Consider the following 19501-nt stretch of genomic DNA (forward strand, 5'->3'; position numbering starts at 1 on the left):
TCAAATACATAAACAATTCATCATTCGTCTTCCTATTGCGAAAAGATATCAATCATCTCCTGCGTAACTGCAACCTCTTGGCTTCGACCAAGTTTTTGGAAGCCAGCGAGCGAACGTTGCAGGATGGGCAAGCCTTGACCGCGATGTCAAGCCCGGCAAAGGAGAACGCCTAGCGTGAGTTTATTATAGAAGCGATAATGGTTTTCATTCAATTCAAGTGAAATGAGATAGTTAAACAGTCTCCGAGGCGTATACGCTAACGCCCTGAAATTGCGGGCGTTCTAAGTGCGTTAATTGGATTCCAAGCGCGTCCATCAGCGTGGTCTCCTGTGTGGACATTTTTTCGAGTTGAGCGGACACATACGCCACCAGCGTTCGGAGTTCTCCCCATATCTCGCGCCGGTCCCGAAAGACGGAAAGCGATTCGCCGTTGATCTCGATCGGTTCGAATCGCCGTTTGGCCTCGTGAATCAGCGCGCGAAGATGCGCAGGGGTCAACGCGCCCACATAATGAAACCCCAACCCGATTTTAACATCCAAGTCATCGCGCAAGAGCCATTGGACATCCTCGCCAATCCGTTATTTCTCCCCGAATGCATCCGGGTGGAATTTGACGTTTTATGGACGGAAAAGCACATGGAAAAGATCATCGCCGCCGCCGTGAAATACCATCCGGCCATCGAGATCAATTCCGCCTATAATCTGCCCAGCCCAACTTTTCTCAAAATGGCGAAAACTGCGGGGGCGTTATTCTCGTTCGGCACCAACATCCACGGCCTGGATGTGGAGAAGTTGGATTATTGCGTGAAAATGGCGATAGAGTTAGGATTAAAAAAGGAAAACATATTTGCTCCTGCCCCCGCAGGAAAGAAGCCGATTCAAATCCGTAAGTTCTCTTGAACCATCCGCTGAAATCCAGCGCTGGTTTCGATAGAGATTCCATAAAAGGGATTCCCCTGCAAGGCTGACGCCGTGGAGGAAGAACATTGCCCGCCAATCTCTCTCCCGAGTTCAACAACGCGGAAAAAGAATACAAAGCCGCCAAAACGCCGGAGGACAAGCTGTTATGCCTTCAGCGGATGCTCTCCACGATTCCCAAACACAAGGGAACCGAGAAGATGCAGGCCGATATCAAGCGCCGCATCGCCCAACTGAAGGAACGCCTAGAATCGCACAGCAAGAAAAAAGGCCCCTCCTATCGCATAAAGCCGGAAGGCGCGGGCCAAATCGCGCTGATCGGCCCGCCCAACAGCGGCAAATCCTCCCTCCTCGCCGCGCTTAGCCGAGCCGAACCGGTTATCGCCGATTATCCTTTTTCCACCCGCGAACCCATTCCGGGAATGCTGCATTATCTGGACATTCAAATTCAACTGCTCGATCTTCCTCCCATATCCAAAGAGCATTGCGAGAGTTTCGTCTTCGACAACATACGCGGCGCGGATGGCGCATTGTTGATGCTCGACTTGGGCGCAGCGGATCCAGCGCAGGATTATCAAGAGACAACGGAAATTCTCCAGCAAAAGAAAATTCGCTTGATCCCGCCGGAGGTAGAGCGAGAAACGGAAGAGACGGGAGGAACATCGGATATCCGCAGCCTGCTGATTTTCAATAAATGCGACCTCGATCCGGACGGCGAATTGGCGGAGTTGGCGGCGGAATTGATCGAGAGTTCCTTGCCTGCGCGTTCTATTTCCGCCAAACGAAAAATCAACCTGGACGGCTTAGCGAAAGACATTTTCGATCTGCTTCATATCATCCGCGTTTATTCCAAGCATCCCGGCAAACCGCCGGATTTGGACGCGCCCTTCACCGCCCCGGCAGGCTGCGATGTGATGGGATTCGCGGGCTTGGTGCATAAGGATTTCGCGGCGCATTTGAAATCGGCGCGCATTTGGGGCAGCGCCAAATTCGATGGTCAGATCGTCCAGCGCGATCATGTTCTCCAGGACGGCGACATTGTCGAATTATCCATGTAATGGGAGGCTCTTACAAAATTAATAAAATCCGCTTTTAAATTCTCCCCCCAAGATTGGGGGGAGTTAGAGGGGGGGTGATTATGCTAGACTTAAAGCAATCCCCTCCTGACCTCCCCCAAGCATGGGGGAGGAATTATGGAGTTTTACAAGAGGCTCATAGGATAAAACAATATGACAAAACGATCCACCGTAGAAGAATTTCTCCAGCAAAAGCGATTCGCGGTAGCGGGCGTCTCCCAGAAGAAACGAAAATTCGGCTATGTCGTTTATAAAAACCTTCTATCGAAGGGCTATAACGTATTCCCCGTAAATCCCCATGCGAAAACCATCGATGGAAATCCCTGTTATGAGAGTCTTCTGGCCTTGCCGGAAAAAGTCGACGCCGCCGTGATCGTCACTCCGCCGCCGCAAACGGAAAAGATCGTTCGCGACGCGCATGAAGCGGGCATCGCGCGCCTTTGGATGCAACAGGGCGCGGAATCGCCGGAAGCCATCCGTTTCTGCGAAGAAAAGGGAATCAGCGTTGTGCATGGCGAGTGCATCTTGATGTTCGCCGAACCGGCGGGATGGCCGCATCGCCTTCATCGCCTGATTTGGAAATGGCTGGGCAAACTGCCTAAATAGATTCGGTTAAATTATTGTTACGCCGCCTTCCCATTCTTTATCGAATTCGCATAGGCAAATATGCTATGCTATAGTGCGATGTCCACGAACAAGAGAATCGTTTCCTTCGGGTGCTAACACGGCAAAATATTAACTGAACCTACTAGGAGGTTGTTCCATGCGGTATCGGAAATCATCACGTAAAGAGTATCGTCCGCCGCTGGTTTGTCGTTATTTCGTTTTTATCTTTTTGTTGACAATCGTTTCCATTCCCGGTTACTTCGCCGATGCGGAAGATTGGCCGACATACCAGCACGATAACCAGCGTTCGGGAGTTACGTCGGAAAAGCTGACGTTGCCGCTTAACGCCCAATGGACGTTAGCGCCCCGGCAAAAACCGCGCGCCGCATGGGAAGGAAGCCCCGCTCCCAACGACTATTGGCATTTTTTCAAGAATTTGAGGCCAAGGTCGCTCTTCGATCAGGCGAACTATATCAGCGCCGTCAGCGATTCGATCTTTTTCGGTTCTTCTTCCGACGACATTGTCAGCTGCCGCGACATGAATTCCGGCGAGGAGCGTTGGGTCTTTTTCACGGAAGGACCAGTACGCTTCGCTCCCAGCCTTTACGAGGGGAAAGCCTATTTCGGCTCCGACGACGGCTACGCCTACTGCCTGAACGCCCAGACGGGGGATTTAATTTGGAAATATAAGCCCTATCCCCAAAACAAGCGGATCATTGGGAATGGGCGCATGATTTCGGTTTGTCCAATTCGCACCTCCGTTTTGATCCAAAATGGCGCCGTCTATTTCTGCGCGGGCATCTTTCCGCTGGAGGGAGTTTATCTCTGCGCTCTCAATCCCGATAACGGATCGAAGATTTGGGAAAAAACGTTATCGGACTCGCCGCAAGGGTATCTCCTAAGTACGCTGGATAATCTTTTCGTACCTACGGGAAATACGAATCCGATCGTTTTTAGTTCCACGGACGGCAGAAAAATCGGCTCCTACAGCAACGGACGTTCGGGAGGAACCTATGCGCTGATTGTGGACGACAAGATCGTATCCGGGCCGGGATATACGGAAGCGGGATCGGATTGGCTCAATACGTACGATACTGATACTCGCGCCAACGTCGCTTCCTTTCAGGGAAATCATGTGATCGTTACGGACAAAATCTCTTTCCTCCACACGGACAGTCGGCTAACCGCCATCGACCGCGAAGCCTATTTCTCCGCTTCCACGAGAGAAGCGGAGATGCGGCGGCGCAGCGAAGAGATTCGCAAGCAAATAAAGCAAATGGACGTCCAAACGCGCTCGGAAAAATCCCCGTCGCTGTTGGACGAACTTACAACTTTGCAGAGCGAGATGGAAAAGTGCGTTCAAGCGAAGCAGGCGGCGGTTTTGTGGTCGGCGATGTGCGCCCATCCCTATTCGCTGATCGCGGCGGGGAATCTTCTTTTCGCGGGCGGCGACAACGAAGCCGCCGCGTATAGCATGACGAACGGGGAATTGCTATGGAAAAGCGCAGTAACCGGGCGCGCTTACGGTTTGGCCGCCGCCAATGGCAGCCTCTTTGTCAGCACCGATCAGGGAACCATTCATCGCTTCAGTTCAGGCGCCGGCGTTTCGCATTGGATTTATTATTAACTCATTTTGCGCATTTCCATCTCTCGCTTTTTTGGGGGGGATCAGAGTGAAGAGTTACAAGTCTAACCATATCAGAAAAGCAGGATGGGTCGCGTTTTTTGACCCATCGAATAAGGAATAACGCCGAAAAAAGAATTCTTTGCGGCAACCAAAATCATCCGTGAAATCCGCCGGATGGCAAGGGCAAAGTCGTTTTTGCCCTTGAGTTATTTCAATCCCGCCAATCGAAAAAATGATAACTTCGTTATTATGACTTTGGAGAAGGATAAATGAAAATTGCATCGTTAACCATAGCGCTCTTTTTCGTCTTTCTTAATTCCGCCTATTCGGAGCATGATCTTCTGAATGAAAATTTCGATGAATTATCCGCCAACCTTCAGCCCGCCGCGAACGAATTCATCGATCCGTCAATTCTCGGCTGGACGCATACGCCCCCGGCGGGATGGAGCGTCGATAATTCGAAAATGCCCTTCCAGAAAGGGATGATGGAATGGCATGGGTGGAGTTTCGCCACGATGGACTTTTGGACCGGCGCCGATGCGCAAGATCGCGCGAATTTCACGTTAAGCGGCGGCGTCTTCGCCATCGCCGATCCCGACGAATGGGACGACCGCAACAAACCCAGCGCGTCCGGTTCGTTCGAAAGCGTCCTAATATCGCCTCCAATTCCCGTCATCGCCAATAAGCCATTATTCCTTTATTTCGATTCCCACTATCGGCAGGAAAAACCGCAAGAGGCGCAGGTTCTCGTCTCCTTCGATGGCAAACCCGACATCGTATTGCTGCATTATCACAGCGGCCCCGATTCCAACAACCAAGGAGAGGATCGTGAAAACCAGCTCCTCGTCCTGACCATCCCCGCTCCCACGAACGATGGCGCGATGGTCATTAAGTGGAAAATTTTCAACGCAGGAAACAATTGGTATTGGGCCATCGATAACGTAAAAGTCTCGGATCAAGCTCCCCCTCCTACGCCCGCCCCGACTCTGGTTCCTACGCCGACGCCAACGCCCCCGCCCATCTTAGCCAATGGGCCGCTGGTGCATTTCATCGATGAGCAATCGGCGCAAGTGATATGGGAAACCATGGAACTCAGCCCTTCCATCATCGAATTCAGCAATGGACAAACTACTCGGCGAGCCGAGGATGCGGCGCCGAAAATCAAGCACCAACTGACATTGAACGAATTACATCCAGAATCGATCTATTCCTTCGCCATCAAAACCAAACTAGACGGAACGGAAGCCTTTGGAGAAACATTCCATTTCGATTCCACTTACGATGGCGGCGCTGGAGACTTCCCATCCATCGCATCCCCTTATCCCGAAGACTCATTGACCGGCTTCTATGAGACAGCGGCGGAAAAAATCGTTAAAGAAACCGGCATTGACAAAGGATTCTGCTTGGTGCTGGGATTCGATAAAGGGCGCTTGGCCTATGAAATCGCCAAGCGCACGCATCTAAAAATTGTCGGCGTGGAAGAGGATGCGGAGAAGATCGCCTATGCCCGCAAATGCCTGCGCGCGGCGGGCGTATATGGCGACAGGATATCCGTGCAGCAGGGAAATTTGACGGAACTGCCGTATGGGAATTATTTCGCCAATCTTATCGTATCCGACCGATTTTTGCTGACGGGGAAACCTGTTGGATCGGCTTCGGAAACATTGCGGATTCTTCGGCCTTGCGGCGGAGTTCTCTATCTGGGGCAGACGAAATACGGCTCCGCCGACGATCGTTCCGCTTGGGAAAATTGGCTGGCTTCGGGTAGCATTAAGGGATTTCTAGCGTGTAATGACGATGAGGGATTATGGTTCAAGAAAACGAGAGAGCCGTTGCCGGGAACGGGCGAGTGGACGCACTATTACGCCGAGCCGGGCAATTCCGCTTGCAGTTCCGATCAAGTCGTCCAAGCTCCTATGAATGTTTTGTGGTATGGCCGTCCTGGACCGCGCTTGATTGTCAATCGCCACAGCCGCCCCATGTCCCCGCTTTACAAAAATGGACGCGTCTTCATCCCGGCGGACGACCGCATCATCGCGATTGATGCTTACAACGGAACGCGCTTGTGGGACTTGGGCGTTCCCGGTTCGCGCCGCATGGGGGCCTTCAAAGGCAGCGCTCAAATGGCGGCCGCCGATGGATATGTATATATCGCCCAAAGAGATCGTTGCCATGCCATTAGCGCAACCAACGGTCTCCCGGCGTTCAGCCTCGAAGTTCCGCAATTGAATAAAAACGAAACTTTAGAATGGGGATATCTCTCCTGCATCGACGACCAAATCGTGGGTACCGCGCACAAAAAAGGAACGCCTTTTTACGAATATTCATACAATGGCAATTGCAACGAACTGGAAGAAGACGGACGCGCCTGCATGATTAGCGACTTTATCTTCTCCCGCAACCGTCAAACGGGCGAATTGTTATGGACTTACAACCAAGGCGCAATACTGGAAAGCTCGATCGCCGCCGGAGACGGCTGCGTCTATTTCGCGGAAAACCGCAGCCTGCCCGCTTCCAAAGGCGTTTGGGAAAAGCCTGGCCGGCGTTGGGTAGGCAATTTCACGGCGGGTAACAATACTTATCTGACGTCGCTCGATCTGAAAACGGGAGAAAAAATCTGGGAGCGGCAAGTCAATTTGCCCTTTACGGAAATGATGTATCTGAGTTACTCCAATCAAACCGTCGTCGCCGTCGGCTCCTATAATCTGGCGGGAAATTGCCGTTACGCCGTATACGCTTACGCGGCGGATTCGGGTCAGCCGAAATGGAAGGACGATTACGATTCCGGCAGCGATCCCGGCGGTTCGCACGGCGAACAATGGCAGCATCCCGTCATCTTGAACGGCAACGTTTTCTCGCGGCCCTATTTTTACAATCTGCAAACCGGCGCCCGCGAAAAATTTACGTTGAATCTAGGCGGAAGATGCGGAACCTATTCCGCTTCGACGAGATTCTTGTTCGCCCGCGACGGCAATCCATCCTATTACGAATACGGCTCGCTGCGGCCTTCGTCCAATCCTTTATGCGATATCACGCGGCCGGGATGCTTCATCAATACCATCCCCGTCGGCGGCCTGGTTTTGATCCCCGAATCCAGTTCGGGCTGCACGTGCGAATATTCCCTGCAAACCTCTTTGGCCTTTCTGCCGCGATAGAAAGAAAACTTTGTAGGGAGAGATCAAAGCGAAGCGCAGCCCGCTTTTATGGCTTATAATGAATTAATAACAGGGTAAAGGGAACTTGCTTTTTCAATTATGGATTTTTCACGTCATATAAAATTTATCGATATCGATTGCCAATCCCATTCGCAGCGTTTGCGGTATTTCGATTGGGGCGAGGGGATGCCGCTATTATACCTGCACGGCTGGGGCTGCGATCATTCCATCTTTTATCCGCTGATAGAAAATCTATCCGATCAGGGGCGGCATATTGCCATCGATTTTCCCGGCTTCGGCGAATCGCCGCGTCCTGAAGCCGTTTGGGGTACGGAAGAATACGGCGATTTGGTATATCGGTTAATTAAACAATACCGCCTGGAGAAGCCTATGCTGATCGGCCATTCTTTTGGGGCGCGGGCGGCGCTGCGGCTAGCGCGCAAACATCCCGATGTTCTGCGAGGCATGGTCTTAATCGGAGCGGCGGGCTTAAAGCGGGACGTTCCCTTCCGGCGCAAAATCCGCGTCAAAACGATCCGCGCCGCGGCGCGGTTGGCGCAACGATTGCTGCCGGGAAGCATGGGGATAAAACTAAAGGATTCGCTCTATCAACGCATCGCCTCGCGGGATTATCTCAACGCGGGAGAAATGCGCAGCATCTTCGTTAAAGTCGTTAACGAAGACCTTGCCAGCTTACTTCCCGGCATCCAAATTCCAACGCTGTTGATCTATGGAGAGAACGACGAAGAGACGCCGCCATCGATTGGGAAGAAAATGAATGCGTTGCTTCCCAACTCCCGCTGCATTGAATTGCCGGAGTTCGACCATTTTTCCATCCTCGACCGGGGCCGTCATCAGACCGGCCATCAAATGCGGGGATTTTTGAAGGAAATCCAAGAATGATGAACGACAACTTAGGTCCATATTGGAATATTAAAACACTTATTGAGATATATCCTTTCCTTTTTTGCGCTTTTTATCTTGTTACAGCCTGGCCGATCACTCTCTGCTTTTTGCAGTTCTTTCAGCAGGAAGAATACGATAATAAGCGCTTTCCCCGCTGGTGGATCAAAACCCTTTCCTTCGAAAAACGAACAACCCTAGCGTCGTTGCTGCTAGGAATTACCATCTTTATTACGGCGCCGCGCTCCTATTCTCAACGAAGAAGCGATTACTATTTCATAGCGCTTCTTGTCATATTCGCCGCACTGGCGCTATTGGCTTGGAGCAATCGTTTGCGTAAATCCAAAAAGCCGCTAGTCATGACGGCGCGCGCCAAACGTATCTTCGGCGTCAGCCTGGCGCTGCAACTCGCCATCTTCGCCCTTGCCAACTCAATGGCAATGCAAGTTCTAACCATAATTATGAATTTGAACTCAGCTCACAATCCTGTACATTTTCTTACCTGTCAAATCATCACTTATTTCCTTTGCCTCGTTCTTTTTCTGACCATCATTCCGTTTTTTCTCATGCTCGCCAATCTGGTTTTATCGCCTTACGAAGCAAGGATCCAACGGCATTATCTCAATGAGGCGAAGGCGATTCTCAAAAAATTCCAACCTAAGATTATCGGCATCACCGGCAGTTACGGCAAAACCTCCGCCAAGCATATTCTGGCGCATATCCTCGCCGCTCATGAACCCGTCCTAGCCACGCCGGGCAGCGTCAATACACTTATGGGCATCACCCGCATCATCCGCGAGCGGCTGCGAGAAGAGCATCGCTATTTCATCGTGGAGATGGGGGCTTATGGCGTAGGATCGATCCAAAAACTCTGCGGCCTTACGCCACCGGACGCTGCGATGGTTACAGCGGTGGGGCTGGCGCATTGGGAGCGATTTCAATCTTTGGAAAATGTCGCTTTAGCGAAATCGGAATTGCCGCGCGCCTTGCCGCCGGACGGCGCCGCCATTCTCAATGGCGACGATCTCCAATGCCGCCGCATGGGGGAAGGACTCCAGACGAAAGTCTATTATTACGGAAAAGAAGATAGCTTCGGCCTACTTCATTGCCGCTTGGCGAATGTGGAAATTAAGGATGAAGGAACGTCCGGCCGCTTGGAGTACGAAGGAAAAACCTATAAATTCCTCATTCCCATACACGGCCAACACCAGGCGCTGAATGCGGCGGGAGCATTCCTCGCGGCAGCGAGCCTGGGCGTTCCCCCGTTGACCGCCGCCGCCGCCCTGAACACGATACCTCCGATCCCCCATCGCCTCGTCGTACAACGGGGCGGCGACGGAATCACGACTATTGACGACGCCTATAATTCCAATCCCATCGGCTTCCAAAACGCCTTGGAGACGCTGCGCGCCTTATCCGCCAACCGGAAGATACTCGTAACGCCGGGCATGGCGGAATTGGGAAGCAAGCATGAGGAAGAACATCGCAAAATTGCCGTCCTTGCCGCCCAAGTCTGCAACGCCGTCGCCCTAGTGGCGCCGCATCGAACCGCCCCGCTTCGTTTAGGCCTTTTGCAAAACAGATTTCCAAGCGAAAATCTATTTGAATTCGAAACATTGCAGCAAGCTAGAGAATGGCTGCGGCATTACCTCAAACCGGGAGACGCCGTTCTCTTCGAAAACGACCTCCCCGACCTGCTGGAAGCGCAAACGGCCTTCACGCTCATGTAGATTCGCCAATCGATCCAGCGGGGATCAAAGCGGACGGCAGCCATTTCGCCGCGCCGTCATTCTTCAAAAGAGGACAGGTATACGATCATGACCCAACAGGAAAAGACGCGCGTAGCCGTCTTGTTCGGCGGACGTTCCACCGAACATGAAATCAGCATCATCACCGGCTTGCAAGTATTGGACGCGTTCGATTCCGTTCGCTTCGAAACCATTCCCATCTATGTCGATTCCGAAGGATTTTGGTATACGGGAGACGAGTTGCGCAAGAGGGAAATTTATATACCTTCCCAAGAATTGAAAAATAAATTATGCCAGGTTCGCCTCTCCAGCGATCCGCAATCCGAGCTGATCGAAGCCGCTGCGCCGAAAGGCTGGCTTTCCAAACGCGAACCGAAGCGCTTCCCCGTCGACGTCTTCTTTCCGGCGTTTCACGGCTCTTTCGGCGAAGACGGCTGCATTCAGGGCTTTTTTGAATTGATCGGCGCCGATTATGTGGGCAGCGGAACCAGAGCCTCCGCCATCGCCATGAATAAGCACGCCGCCAAAAAGATCCTCTCCACCTTCGGCATCTCCGTCCTTCCCGGCGTGATGATTCACCAACGGGAATGGGACCCCGCCAAGGCGGATGTTACTGTCAAGGAAGTCCTTAAAAATTTACCCTTTCCTCTTATCGTCAAGCCCAACAATCTTGGCTCCAGCATCGGAGTTTCCTCAGCGGTAGATGAAGAACAATTGATGATTTCCCTCGCGGGCGCCTTCGCTTTCGACAGCCAAGTACTGGTCGAACCGTTTCTGGACGATATGTACGAACTCAACATCTCCGTCCTGGAAGGCGATCCTCCCCGCCTCTCCGCCATCGAACGTCCGGGACGCGACGCCCCCGTTCTAACGTTCGAACAGAAATATATGAAGGGAAATAAAAAACTGACAGCCTCTTCCACCAGCCAGGGAATGGCGTCATTGCCGCGCGACCTCGATCCCGCCGATGTTCCAGCCGCCATCAAAGATCAAGTAAGGAAATTCGCCGTGCAGGCATTTAACGGTTTGGATTGCCGGGGAGTAATCCGCATCGATTTTCTCGTCAACAAAAAGAACGGAAGACTCTACTTGAACGAAATCAATCCCCTGCCCGGTTCCTTTTCCTATTACCTCTGGGAAGGAGCCAAACCCAAAATAACGTTTACGGAATTGTTGGCGGAACTGGTGCGCCTGGCGCAGGAGGAGAAGAAGGCGAAACAGAAAATCCGACGTCAGACGGCGCGCCGAATTTTCAAGGAAACCTAATCCGCGATATTAACGGCTTGCGGCTTGAATTCCTGGAAAATCTTACTAAAATTTAACACCGCAAGCGATCCCCCAGCAGGGGAAACATAGTACAAAATCGCCTTTCGATCATGCCGGAGTGGTGGAATTGGTAGACTCGCTAGGTTCAGGACCTAGTGTCCTCCGGGACGTGCGGGTTCGAGTCCCGCCTCCGGCATTTCCTTTCTAACCGCTCTTCAATAACATTTCCCTTCCTTGTTTCCATTCAAAAACGATAGAACAAATCGCGGATGGCGATGGTTTATTGATTACTGCTAATGAATGACGAATGAAGAAAATTGGGGCGGGATGCGTTTTGCTTGCAGCCTGCCCCACCAAAATTATTCGCCTTTTTTGAATCAACGCAGGCGGGTTAGCTGATCCTCCGTCAGTTCTTCAATACCTTTCTCATCGATCTGGATCATCATGCCGTTGCGCACGAAGGAAACCTCAGTTCCTAGCGCCAGCGCCTGAGAAACGGCGGGCGCAACGTTGGCCAGTTGAAAATAGGCCTTGCTATACGGCTTGACCTGGATCATTTCGCGGTTGGCGTCGAATTGGGTGGATATCCAGGCGCTTCCCCGGTTGAAGAACGCCTGGTTGGCGGCGTAGCGTACGCCCTGGATGGACTCAGCCTGCTTTTTGCCTGATTCCTCGTAATAGGAATAGACTCGGTTCTGCGAAGAAAGCGAAGACGCATTCTTGAATTGATCCTGCAGCATGGCCGAATTGGAAACCGCCTGCCGGCCCTCCGCCATGCCGAATCCCAAGGATAAACTCTCCACCGTCTGGGAACTAGCGCGTTGGCGCAATTGCTCCCGTTCCACCAGACGCATGGGTACGGCGGCGATGGGCGCTTCTTTCACGAGAAACGACGTGTATTCCGTGAGGATGCCGTATTTCTGGCTGAGATGGATTATCTCCTCCGTCAGTTCCTTGTTCTCGCCGCGAAGGCGGATTTCATCCATCAAATAGCCGATTCTGCGCGCCGCCCACAAGCGGGGAATGTAATCCAGTTCGTCGTTGGATTGCGTGAACGTAAATTCCTCGCTGAACGTCCGCCGCTGCCCCGACGCCTTGCCGGACAGCGTTACTTTCTCCGAGCCGCCCTCATCGTAACGTCCTAAAAGAACCAATTGCGAACCGCTGAAGATGTCGGGCAGTTCCTTGGGATACATCTTGGAAACATGTATGTCGCCAAAATCGAGTTCGAGATCGGACAGAACCGGTTCGGCGATTTTGTTGTACATGGAGGAGACATAGGTTTCGATATCTTCATTCGGCTTAACGTACGTCGCCAGCCCTTTATTATTCTGCGCGATTTGATCCAGCAGAAAAGTATTGACATTGTAGCCGACGCCGAAGGTGAAGAAGCGGCATTTGGCCTCGTTCCAATCCTCAAGATGGGACAGAATTTTCGCGGGGTCTTTCTCGCCCGCCGTAGGCAAGCCGTCGGTCAAAAAAAGGATATACGTCGGGCGCTCGCTTTTCTCGGCCAGGCTCAACGCCTTTTTCAACGCCCCGTCGATGTTGGTGCCGCCCCCGGCTTCGATCTGCTTGATCTTGGAACAATAATCGTCGACTCGATCTTCGTCGAAGGGAGTCAACGCATCGGTCAGCGTCTCGATTTCATCGCTGAAAACCACCAGCGCGAAGCGGTCCTCACGGTTGAGGCTGCGAAGACAGAACTCCAACGCCTCCTTGGCCTGATCGATTTTCCTGTCGCTCTTCATGCTGCCCGATTTATCCAGCACGAAAATGATATTTTTGGGATTGACTTCTTTTTTCTCCGCCACGGAAGGCGCGGCCAAAAGCAGAAAGAATCCGTCTTCCGCTTTTTCTTTATAGGAAGCCAGGTTCATGCCGATGGAATTTTTGGAAACGCTATAGACAAGGACGAAATCGTTATCCAGCGCGGCGTTTTCGTCGCTGAATTGGATCTTGGCGTGAAATTGATCCTCGCGATCGACTTTGATATCATGGCTGGGGGAAAAGATATTGCGGATCGGTTCTTCCGCCTTGAGATCGAGTTTGATTTTCAAGAACTCGACCGGCTTTTTGCATAATGGCTGCGCCGCCAAGGCGCAACAGTAACGGCTTACGCCCCCGTCGTAAGGCAGAATTTCTTCGTATTGTAAGCGTATGGTTTTGCTCTTCTTGGCTTCGATGGGAAAAACGCGGGCGCGGATCAGGTCTCTTCCGTTATAGTATAGGATGCCGGGATCCATGCTTTTGCGTACGATGGATTCGTAAATGCTAATCGCCTTATCCTTGTCCAGCAATTCCGCCTCCACCGGCTCGCCGTCCACTTCCATGGCGAATTTGGAGATATGAGCGCCGGGCGGCAAAGCGAACAAGTAAGTTCCTTCCACCTGCCGGTCGTAGGGATTGGAAAATTCCTGTTCGATCTTGGTGACGGCGGCCTGGTTCTGGATGGAAGCGCGGACGTCATACTTGGCGATGGGCAGCGACAACCCCCATCGCTCGCCGCTGGAAGGCGGAGGAACGATCAACCCCTGCGTCCACCCCGCCGAAGCGAATATACTGACGAAGAATATGGAGTTGAAAAGAAAAATCCAATGTTTTTTCATGATATCTTCCCCCGATATGTTATAAGTTATCAATGATAGAAACGTTTGGACGATGAAATAGTTTTAAAGAATTTCCTATAGGATGCGATGAGATTGAACCTGAAGCGGTTTTGGCTATTCGACGATCCTCGTTCTTATGGAGCGCGGGCGATATTGCGGGGCGCGGCGGAAGGTCTGCGCGCTATCGGCAAAGAAGCGCGGCTTTTTCCCTTCGATCCCTCCGCTCCCAACGCCGCCGTCCAATTGCGGGAAGACCTGCTGCGTTTTCGGCCAGACGCCGTTTTGTTAGCCAATCATCCCGCCTCTCTCTTCTACTCTCAAATCGGATTAAACGAACCGCCCTGCCCCACTCTGGTTTGGATTTTCGACGATCCTTATATGATGGGGGATGAGCGCTATTCTCCCGATGAAATCGTACTCGCCGCCGATCCGGGATTTATTGAAGGCGCCCGCGCGCGAGGCGCGGAAAAAATTTATTTTCTCCCCGTCGCCGCTCCCATGCAAAACGATTTTCAAACGTTGCCGCCACACGCGGTCCCTATCGCCTATGTCGGAGCGGCGCTGAGCCTGGACGGAATGCGAGCGCGCATGGCCCCAGACATGGCGGCTTATCTAGACCGCATTGCGCGCCGCAAAGCCCTGGAACCAGCGGCGTCCTTCCCCGATCTGCTGGAACGCGATCCCATCACCGAGGGCAAGCGCGTCTCGTTTTCCGGCCCCTTGGCCTATTATCTCTATACGGAAGCCAACCGCCTCGCTCGCTTGCGTTTTCTCAATGCCCTGGCGCCTTTTGGACTGCGGCTTTACGGAAACGAAGCCTGGAAGCCCGCGATACAAGGGACGGCGTTGGAATCTTGTTTCAAGGGAAAATTGGATCCTTTTACGGAGTATCCGCATTTGATCCATTCGGCGGCGATCAACATCAACCTGCGCAGCCTGCAAGGATTCTCGGCGCCGACTCAGCGCGATTTTCTTATCCCCCGCCTGGGAGGATTCATGCTGGCTACATCGATTTCGCCAAGCGCAATAGATTGGAGGGCCAACGATCCCTCCGATCGTTTTCGGTTGTCAGATTTCCCCTGGGCGCCTTCCTATGAAACGCCGGAAGCGATGGCCGCAGCGGCGCTAGGATATCTGCAAGACGAATTCTCAAGACGAGAGTGGGTGAATTACGCCGCCGAAATCATCGCCAAGAACCATACCTTCGCCAAACGCATGGAACAGCTGCTAGAGGTATGTAAAGCGTTGGAAAAGGGAATATAGATTTAGAGGTTATTTCAGGTATGATTATTCAATGGACGGATTATTTAAAATATAAAGCCGTTTTGCGCGGATTTGATTTTGAAAAAATAGAACGCATTGTCAGGTTTTCAACGGAACGTTACTTCGATAGAATGACTACAAGGCGAATCGCGATTGGTCAACATGATACAACATTAGTTATAATTCCCTTCGAAGAGGATAAGAATTTCATTACGCCGATAACTATTCATGCAACGACGCGCTCACAGATCAATTTTCGGATTAGAACAGGAAGGTTTATTTATGAATAAAACAAAAATGACTTATTTCGAGAAGGAAGATATTCTTCATTTGTCGATTTCCGACGAACCGGAAGAAGGAAGCATTGAACTTAGTCCAAATATAACAGCGGAATTGAACGGCATTGGAGAATTGATTGGCATCGAAATCCTAAGCGCAAGCGGATTTATTAGGGATTCGATCATGGAATCCGTTCAGGCAAAAATCGCGCAAACGGGAAAAACTATCTAGAAGCATATTTATAAAGAAAAACATCATGAGAAATTTCTTCTTATCTTGACAATCCCTTTTTTTTCCTTCGCAATAACGAATGGAAGTTTTGCTATCCTTATCCTTAAAAATATAACGAGAAAAAGGAGAAGAAGCATGAGACGAGGCGTATTGATGGCGTTAGTTTCCGTGGGCGTATGGATCGCTGCGACGGCGGCCGTTCAGGCGGCGGATGGAGGATTCAACGGCGTTGGATCGGATATAGGCAACCTATATCGCCTATCCGACGCCAAAACCCGATCCATCAGCCCGGAAAATTTTACGGGTGAAAAAGGAAAAGGCGGAATGGCGACCGAAGGCACGGGTTCCAACGCTTCCAGAGATTTAGGCCAAGGCTGGAAGGTGTCGCCGTCCGTGAAAATTAAAGCGAATACGACTTTTACTATGGCGGAAATCGACGGTCCCGGAGTCATTCAGCATATTTGGCTCACTCCCACGGGCAGTTGGCGCTTTTCTATCCTGCGCATGTACTGGGACGGCGAAAAAGAGCCATCGGTGGAATGCCCCATCGGCGATTTCTTCGCTTGCGGTTGGGGAGAATACGCCCAGGTCAGTTCGTTGGCGGTCTGCGTCAATCCCGGCAGCGCTTTTAATTGCTACTGGACGATGCCCTTCCGCAAAAAATGCAAGATCACTTTGGAAAATATCGATGTCAACGATATGGTACTCTACTACCAAATCGATTACGCCCTGACAAGCCTCCCGGAAGACGCCGCCTATTTCCACGCCCAATTTCGGAGAATCAATCCCCTGCCCTACAAGGACGTCTATACGATTTTGGATGGGATTCAAGGCAAAGGCCAATTTGTGGGGACTTACCTGGCCTGGGGCGTCAACAATAACAGCTGGTGGGGGGAAGGCGAGATCAAGTTTTACCTGGATGGAGACGATAAGTTCCCTACGATCTGCGGAACGGGCACGGAAGATTACTTCTGCGGCTCCTATAATTTCGAAAATAGAGCTTCCGGGCGCTATCAGGAATTTTCTACTCCCTACACTGGCCTGGCGCAAGTCATCCGCCCCGACGGCCTTTATAAATCCCAGCAGCGCTTTGGCCTCTACCGCTGGCATATTACGGATCCCATCCGTTTCGAGAAGGACTTGAAAGTAACGATTCAAGCCTTGGGCTGGCGATCCGGCGGACGCTACCTGCCGCTGCAAGACGACATTTCCTCCACGGCGTTCTGGTATCAAAAAGAACCGCATGCCAAGTTTCCCGTCCTGCCGGACAAGGATTATCTGGAGATTCAATAAAGAATCATTCAAGAAAGACAAGAAGGGGCGGCCGCATGACCGCCCCTTCGTTTTTTCCATTGCAAACCGAAGGGGCTAATCACGCACCCCCTCTTTTTTTATTCCGTTGACTCCTTTACCCTGGAGGCTTCTGCAATCACCTGGCTCCATTCTTCCTCTAACCCCTCAAAGGCGTTCCATAAACCCATTTGGATAAAAGAAGCAGCGCGAATCAATTTTTCTTGATCCGGCTCTTCCGACCTGCGCATCTCTTCGATCAGCTTTTCGACGGATTGAAGCGCATGCCGGTTGGATTCGAAGAGCGAAATTATAGTGGAAAAGGAAGGATAAAAAGGACGATTGATCGTCCAGGCGTGTTTGTCCCAATGGCGCATCCTCTTGATAATTTCATCCAAAATCCCTTCTCGTAAAAACCTCTTTCGATCTTCCTTGACGCTAGAAATGACAATCTTCGCTTCCATTCTTCTTTCCTCCGTGAAAGTATACAATATCAATTATATATAAAACAAATAATTACACTTTGGAATAATATTAAATATAATATTATTGGAAAGCGATTCAATCAGCATTTCAATTATTGTCTATAGTATTTCTCCTAATCAAAAAATAATTGGAGCATATTAGCGTAATATGTTGATAATGTGTAGGTTCAATCGAAAAAATTCAGAAAAAAATTAAGTGCGACGGTCATGATACTATAATGAACGCGAAACGATTTCTCTATAGCTTCATTCCATCTTCGCCCGGCTTCTTGGAAAAACTTACATTATTCGATTTTTATATGCGGCAATGATATAATTTGGAAGGGCAGGCATTTTCAAATCCATAGAAAAAACCATCCAATCTCCAATAAATCTTATAAAGAAAAAAAAACTTGAAAAAACAATGAAAATTCTTGATTTTCATAGATGTATTATGTAAAAATATTTTATCTAAGGATCGATTCATCGAAAATATTTCGCTTCAGCCATTCGAATGAATGATGAATGAGGAACGCTATGATAAAAAAGAAATTGAATGTTTCTCCCGCTTTCACCCTGATCGAACTGCTTATCGTCGTCGCCATCATCGGCATTTTGGCCGCCATCGCCGTCCCCAATTTTCTGAATGCGCAAATGCGCGCCAAAATCGCCAAAGCGGAATCCGAAATGAACTCTATTCACACGGCGCTCGAAGCCTATCGCGTCGACAATTCCATCTATCCCCCCTGGTTGGATGCGAACGGCGTACAAAAGAATCCCGTCAACCGCCGGTTGATTCCCTTAACCACCCCGATTTCTTATATCTCCACCGTTCCGCAAGATCCGTTTCTCTACGGCCCTCCCGGCGCCCGCATTAACGAGAGTCAGGACGCCGCCTATGTTACCTACGACTATACCGATGCCTGGAGCCGCATCCATTTCGGCAAATTGACGGTCCTGCCCGTGCAAGCGCGTTGCGCCGAATTCAAACTCACCAGCGCCGGCCCCGACTTTACCAATACTTGGGGCAATACGGTAACCTACATGGTCACGAACGGAATAAGCAGTTTAGGCGATCTAATCTTGTTGGGAGCGAAAGCGTCGAATCCTTGCGACGACGCGTTGGTAGGAAAATAGCGCCTGTTCGTTTTAATGAAAATCGGAGGCGCGGAGGACGATTTCGCCGTTCAGCTCGACTTCGTCGATGATGCCCATAACCATATCTTTGATGGGCGCCAGTTTGATTCCGAAAACGACGCGGGCGGCGCCGGGAGCGCCGCCGAGGAGGACAAGTTCGCCCTCGCCTGCGCCGACGTAATCGACGGCAACGGTAGCAGGACCGGCGGATTTTCCATCGGGGGTGATAGGTTCGACCAACATCAGTTTGCGGCCTTCATAGGCGGGATGTTTGAGAGTAGATACCACGTTTCCAACAATGCGCGCGAGTTTCATTCAGCATTTACCTTTCCTATCGGTCGAAAGGCTGTCCACGATGCCCACGATGGTTGCATCCGAGGGCATGGAATGATTTTTCCATATTTCAGCGGCGTCGCCGCCCTCGACGTAGAAAACCGTCTCTCCCCGTCCGACGTTGTTGTCGGGATCGACGGCGATGAGTGGTTTGCCGAAAGGCTGGCGGTTTTGATCCAACGGCTGCAAAACGCAGAACTTCATGCCGATGAAACTATGATGTTTTTGGGTGGCCCAAAGCGAGCCGATCACCGTGGCGAGATTCATGCGGCGGCCCCTCCCCTCAATTCGATCCCTTTTGGTAAACGATGTTTCCTTCGACTTCCAGGGTATCGGCGATAGCCATGATGACGGCGTCGACCGGCAGCCCCTCCGTCATCTCCGTGAGCCGGGCGGAGGAACCAGTAGCGCACACGACGACTTCGTCCTTCCCCGCGCCGACGGCGTCCGCCGCCACGACGAACGTACTGGTGGGCTTCATATCCAGGGATAAATTTTGCACTAGAAGCAGCTTAAGCCCCGCCAATTTCGGGTCTTTCTGCGTTGCTACGACGGTTCCTACTACTTTCGCTAAAAACATGCCTTCATCCTCGCTG

The 19501-nt window shown here is 51.3% G+C and carries 18 protein-coding genes and 1 tRNA gene; 13 read left to right on the forward strand and 6 right to left on the reverse strand.

The window, feature by feature from the left end:
* Positions 1-231 precede the first annotated feature (231 nt).
* Positions 232-507 carry a hypothetical protein gene (locus AB1656_01200; GenBank protein MEW6233979.1) on the reverse strand — a complete coding sequence of 92 codons (276 nt, stop codon included), beginning with the start codon at positions 505-507 and terminating at the stop codon, positions 232-234.
* Positions 508-510: 3 nt separating this feature from the next.
* Between AB1656_01200 and AB1656_01205 the strand changes: the two genes are divergently transcribed.
* The 9 genes from AB1656_01205 (at position 511) to AB1656_01245 (ending at position 11495) form a co-directional block, all read left to right on the forward strand.
* Entirely contained in the window at positions 511-900 is a 390-nt protein-coding gene (locus tag AB1656_01205; protein ID MEW6233980.1) for a hypothetical protein, read from the forward strand.
* Between the two features lie 86 nt (positions 901-986).
* On the forward strand, positions 987-1976 hold the full coding sequence (locus AB1656_01210) for a GTPase (GenBank protein ID MEW6233981.1): 990 nt from the start codon (positions 987-989) through the stop codon (positions 1974-1976).
* Positions 1977-2147: 171 nt separating this feature from the next.
* Positions 2148-2600 carry a CoA-binding protein gene (locus tag AB1656_01215; GenBank protein ID MEW6233982.1) on the forward strand — a complete coding sequence of 151 codons (453 nt, stop codon included), beginning with the start codon at positions 2148-2150 and terminating at the stop codon, positions 2598-2600.
* A gap of 157 nt (positions 2601-2757) precedes the next feature.
* Complete coding sequence (locus AB1656_01220) at positions 2758-4227, forward strand: PQQ-binding-like beta-propeller repeat protein (protein ID MEW6233983.1); 1470 nt, start codon at positions 2758-2760, stop codon at positions 4225-4227.
* Positions 4228-4496: 269 nt separating this feature from the next.
* Positions 4497-7382, forward strand: a complete 2886-nt coding sequence (locus tag AB1656_01225; GenBank protein MEW6233984.1) for a PQQ-binding-like beta-propeller repeat protein — start codon at positions 4497-4499, stop codon at positions 7380-7382.
* Between the two features lie 99 nt (positions 7383-7481).
* Positions 7482-8285: an alpha/beta hydrolase gene (locus tag AB1656_01230; protein MEW6233985.1), complete on the forward strand. Its 804-nt coding sequence runs from the start codon at positions 7482-7484 to the stop codon at positions 8283-8285.
* On the forward strand, positions 8282-10015 hold the full coding sequence (gene murF / locus AB1656_01235) for a UDP-N-acetylmuramoyl-tripeptide--D-alanyl-D-alanine ligase (protein ID MEW6233986.1): 1734 nt from the start codon (positions 8282-8284) through the stop codon (positions 10013-10015). Before AB1656_01230 ends, murF begins: the two co-directional genes overlap by 4 nt.
* 87 nt (positions 10016-10102) lie before the next feature.
* Positions 10103-11299 carry a D-alanine--D-alanine ligase family protein gene (locus AB1656_01240; GenBank protein MEW6233987.1) on the forward strand — a complete coding sequence of 399 codons (1197 nt, stop codon included), beginning with the start codon at positions 10103-10105 and terminating at the stop codon, positions 11297-11299.
* Between the two features lie 112 nt (positions 11300-11411).
* Positions 11412-11495, forward strand: a tRNA-Leu gene (locus AB1656_01245).
* 181 nt (positions 11496-11676) lie between these two features.
* On the opposite strand, the gene AB1656_01250 is transcribed toward AB1656_01245, so the two are convergent.
* Entirely contained in the window at positions 11677-13908 is a 2232-nt protein-coding gene (locus AB1656_01250) for a VIT domain-containing protein (GenBank protein ID MEW6233988.1), read from the reverse strand.
* 87 nt (positions 13909-13995) lie between these two features.
* Between AB1656_01250 and AB1656_01255 the strand changes: the two genes are divergently transcribed.
* The 3 genes from AB1656_01255 (at position 13996) to AB1656_01265 (ending at position 16974) form a co-directional block, all read left to right on the forward strand.
* A complete protein-coding gene (locus AB1656_01255; GenBank protein MEW6233989.1) occupies positions 13996-15171 on the forward strand; it encodes a hypothetical protein in 1176 nt (391 codons plus the stop codon).
* 282 nt (positions 15172-15453) lie between these two features.
* Positions 15454-15681 (forward strand): DUF2283 domain-containing protein, encoded by a 228-nt coding sequence (locus AB1656_01260; GenBank protein MEW6233990.1) that lies wholly within the window; start codon positions 15454-15456, stop codon positions 15679-15681.
* A 135-nt stretch (positions 15682-15816) separates the two neighbouring features.
* On the forward strand, positions 15817-16974 hold the full coding sequence (locus AB1656_01265; GenBank protein ID MEW6233991.1) for a glycoside hydrolase family 172 protein: 1158 nt from the start codon (positions 15817-15819) through the stop codon (positions 16972-16974).
* Positions 16975-17072: 98 nt separating this feature from the next.
* Here AB1656_01265 and AB1656_01270 read toward each other — a convergent pair whose 3' ends face one another.
* Positions 17073-17435 (reverse strand): hypothetical protein, encoded by a 363-nt coding sequence (locus AB1656_01270; GenBank protein MEW6233992.1) that lies wholly within the window; start codon positions 17433-17435, stop codon positions 17073-17075.
* A 537-nt stretch (positions 17436-17972) separates the two neighbouring features.
* On the opposite strand from AB1656_01270, the gene AB1656_01275 reads away from it, so the two are divergent.
* Positions 17973-18572 carry a prepilin-type N-terminal cleavage/methylation domain-containing protein gene (locus AB1656_01275; protein ID MEW6233993.1) on the forward strand — a complete coding sequence of 200 codons (600 nt, stop codon included), beginning with the start codon at positions 17973-17975 and terminating at the stop codon, positions 18570-18572.
* Positions 18573-18584: 12 nt separating this feature from the next.
* Here AB1656_01275 and AB1656_01280 read toward each other — a convergent pair whose 3' ends face one another.
* Genes AB1656_01280 through AB1656_01290 form a run of 3 tightly spaced genes read right to left on the reverse strand, consistent with a single transcriptional unit; the run spans position 18585 to position 19485 of the window.
* A complete protein-coding gene (locus AB1656_01280; GenBank protein MEW6233994.1) occupies positions 18585-18887 on the reverse strand; it encodes a EutN/CcmL family microcompartment protein in 303 nt (100 codons plus the stop codon).
* A complete protein-coding gene (locus tag AB1656_01285) occupies positions 18888-19172 on the reverse strand; it encodes a EutN/CcmL family microcompartment protein (GenBank protein MEW6233995.1) in 285 nt (94 codons plus the stop codon).
* A gap of 16 nt (positions 19173-19188) precedes the next feature.
* On the reverse strand, positions 19189-19485 hold the full coding sequence (locus tag AB1656_01290; protein MEW6233996.1) for a EutN/CcmL family microcompartment protein: 297 nt from the start codon (positions 19483-19485) through the stop codon (positions 19189-19191).
* Between the last annotated feature and the right edge of the window lie 16 nt (positions 19486-19501).

Source organism: Candidatus Omnitrophota bacterium, from assembly GCA_040755155.1.
Classification (GTDB): Bacteria; Hinthialibacterota; Hinthialibacteria; order Hinthialibacterales; family Hinthialibacteraceae; genus JBFMBP01.

Coding starts and splice junctions, on each gene's coding strand:
- AB1656_01205 (MEW6233980.1), top strand. CDS start 511: ATGAAACCCCAACCCGATTTTAACATCCAAGTCATCGCGCAAGAGCCA.
- AB1656_01215 (MEW6233982.1), top strand. CDS start 2,148: ATGACAAAACGATCCACCGTAGAAGAATTTCTCCAGCAAAAGCGATTC.
- AB1656_01220 (MEW6233983.1), top strand. CDS start 2,758: ATGCGGTATCGGAAATCATCACGTAAAGAGTATCGTCCGCCGCTGGTT.
- AB1656_01225 (MEW6233984.1), top strand. CDS start 4,497: ATGAAAATTGCATCGTTAACCATAGCGCTCTTTTTCGTCTTTCTTAAT.
- AB1656_01230 (MEW6233985.1), top strand. CDS start 7,482: ATGGATTTTTCACGTCATATAAAATTTATCGATATCGATTGCCAATCC.
- murF (MEW6233986.1), top strand. CDS start 8,282: ATGATGAACGACAACTTAGGTCCATATTGGAATATTAAAACACTTATT.
- AB1656_01240 (MEW6233987.1), top strand. CDS start 10,103: ATGACCCAACAGGAAAAGACGCGCGTAGCCGTCTTGTTCGGCGGACGT.
- AB1656_01250 (MEW6233988.1), bottom strand. CDS start 13,908: ATGAAAAAACATTGGATTTTTCTTTTCAACTCCATATTCTTCGTCAGT.
- AB1656_01255 (MEW6233989.1), top strand. CDS start 13,996: ATGAGATTGAACCTGAAGCGGTTTTGGCTATTCGACGATCCTCGTTCT.
- AB1656_01260 (MEW6233990.1), top strand. CDS start 15,454: ATGAATAAAACAAAAATGACTTATTTCGAGAAGGAAGATATTCTTCAT.
- AB1656_01265 (MEW6233991.1), top strand. CDS start 15,817: ATGAGACGAGGCGTATTGATGGCGTTAGTTTCCGTGGGCGTATGGATC.
- AB1656_01270 (MEW6233992.1), bottom strand. CDS start 17,435: ATGGAAGCGAAGATTGTCATTTCTAGCGTCAAGGAAGATCGAAAGAGG.
- AB1656_01275 (MEW6233993.1), top strand. CDS start 17,973: ATGATAAAAAAGAAATTGAATGTTTCTCCCGCTTTCACCCTGATCGAA.
- AB1656_01280 (MEW6233994.1), bottom strand. CDS start 18,887: ATGAAACTCGCGCGCATTGTTGGAAACGTGGTATCTACTCTCAAACAT.
- AB1656_01285 (MEW6233995.1), bottom strand. CDS start 19,172: ATGAATCTCGCCACGGTGATCGGCTCGCTTTGGGCCACCCAAAAACAT.
- AB1656_01290 (MEW6233996.1), bottom strand. CDS start 19,485: ATGTTTTTAGCGAAAGTAGTAGGAACCGTCGTAGCAACGCAGAAAGAC.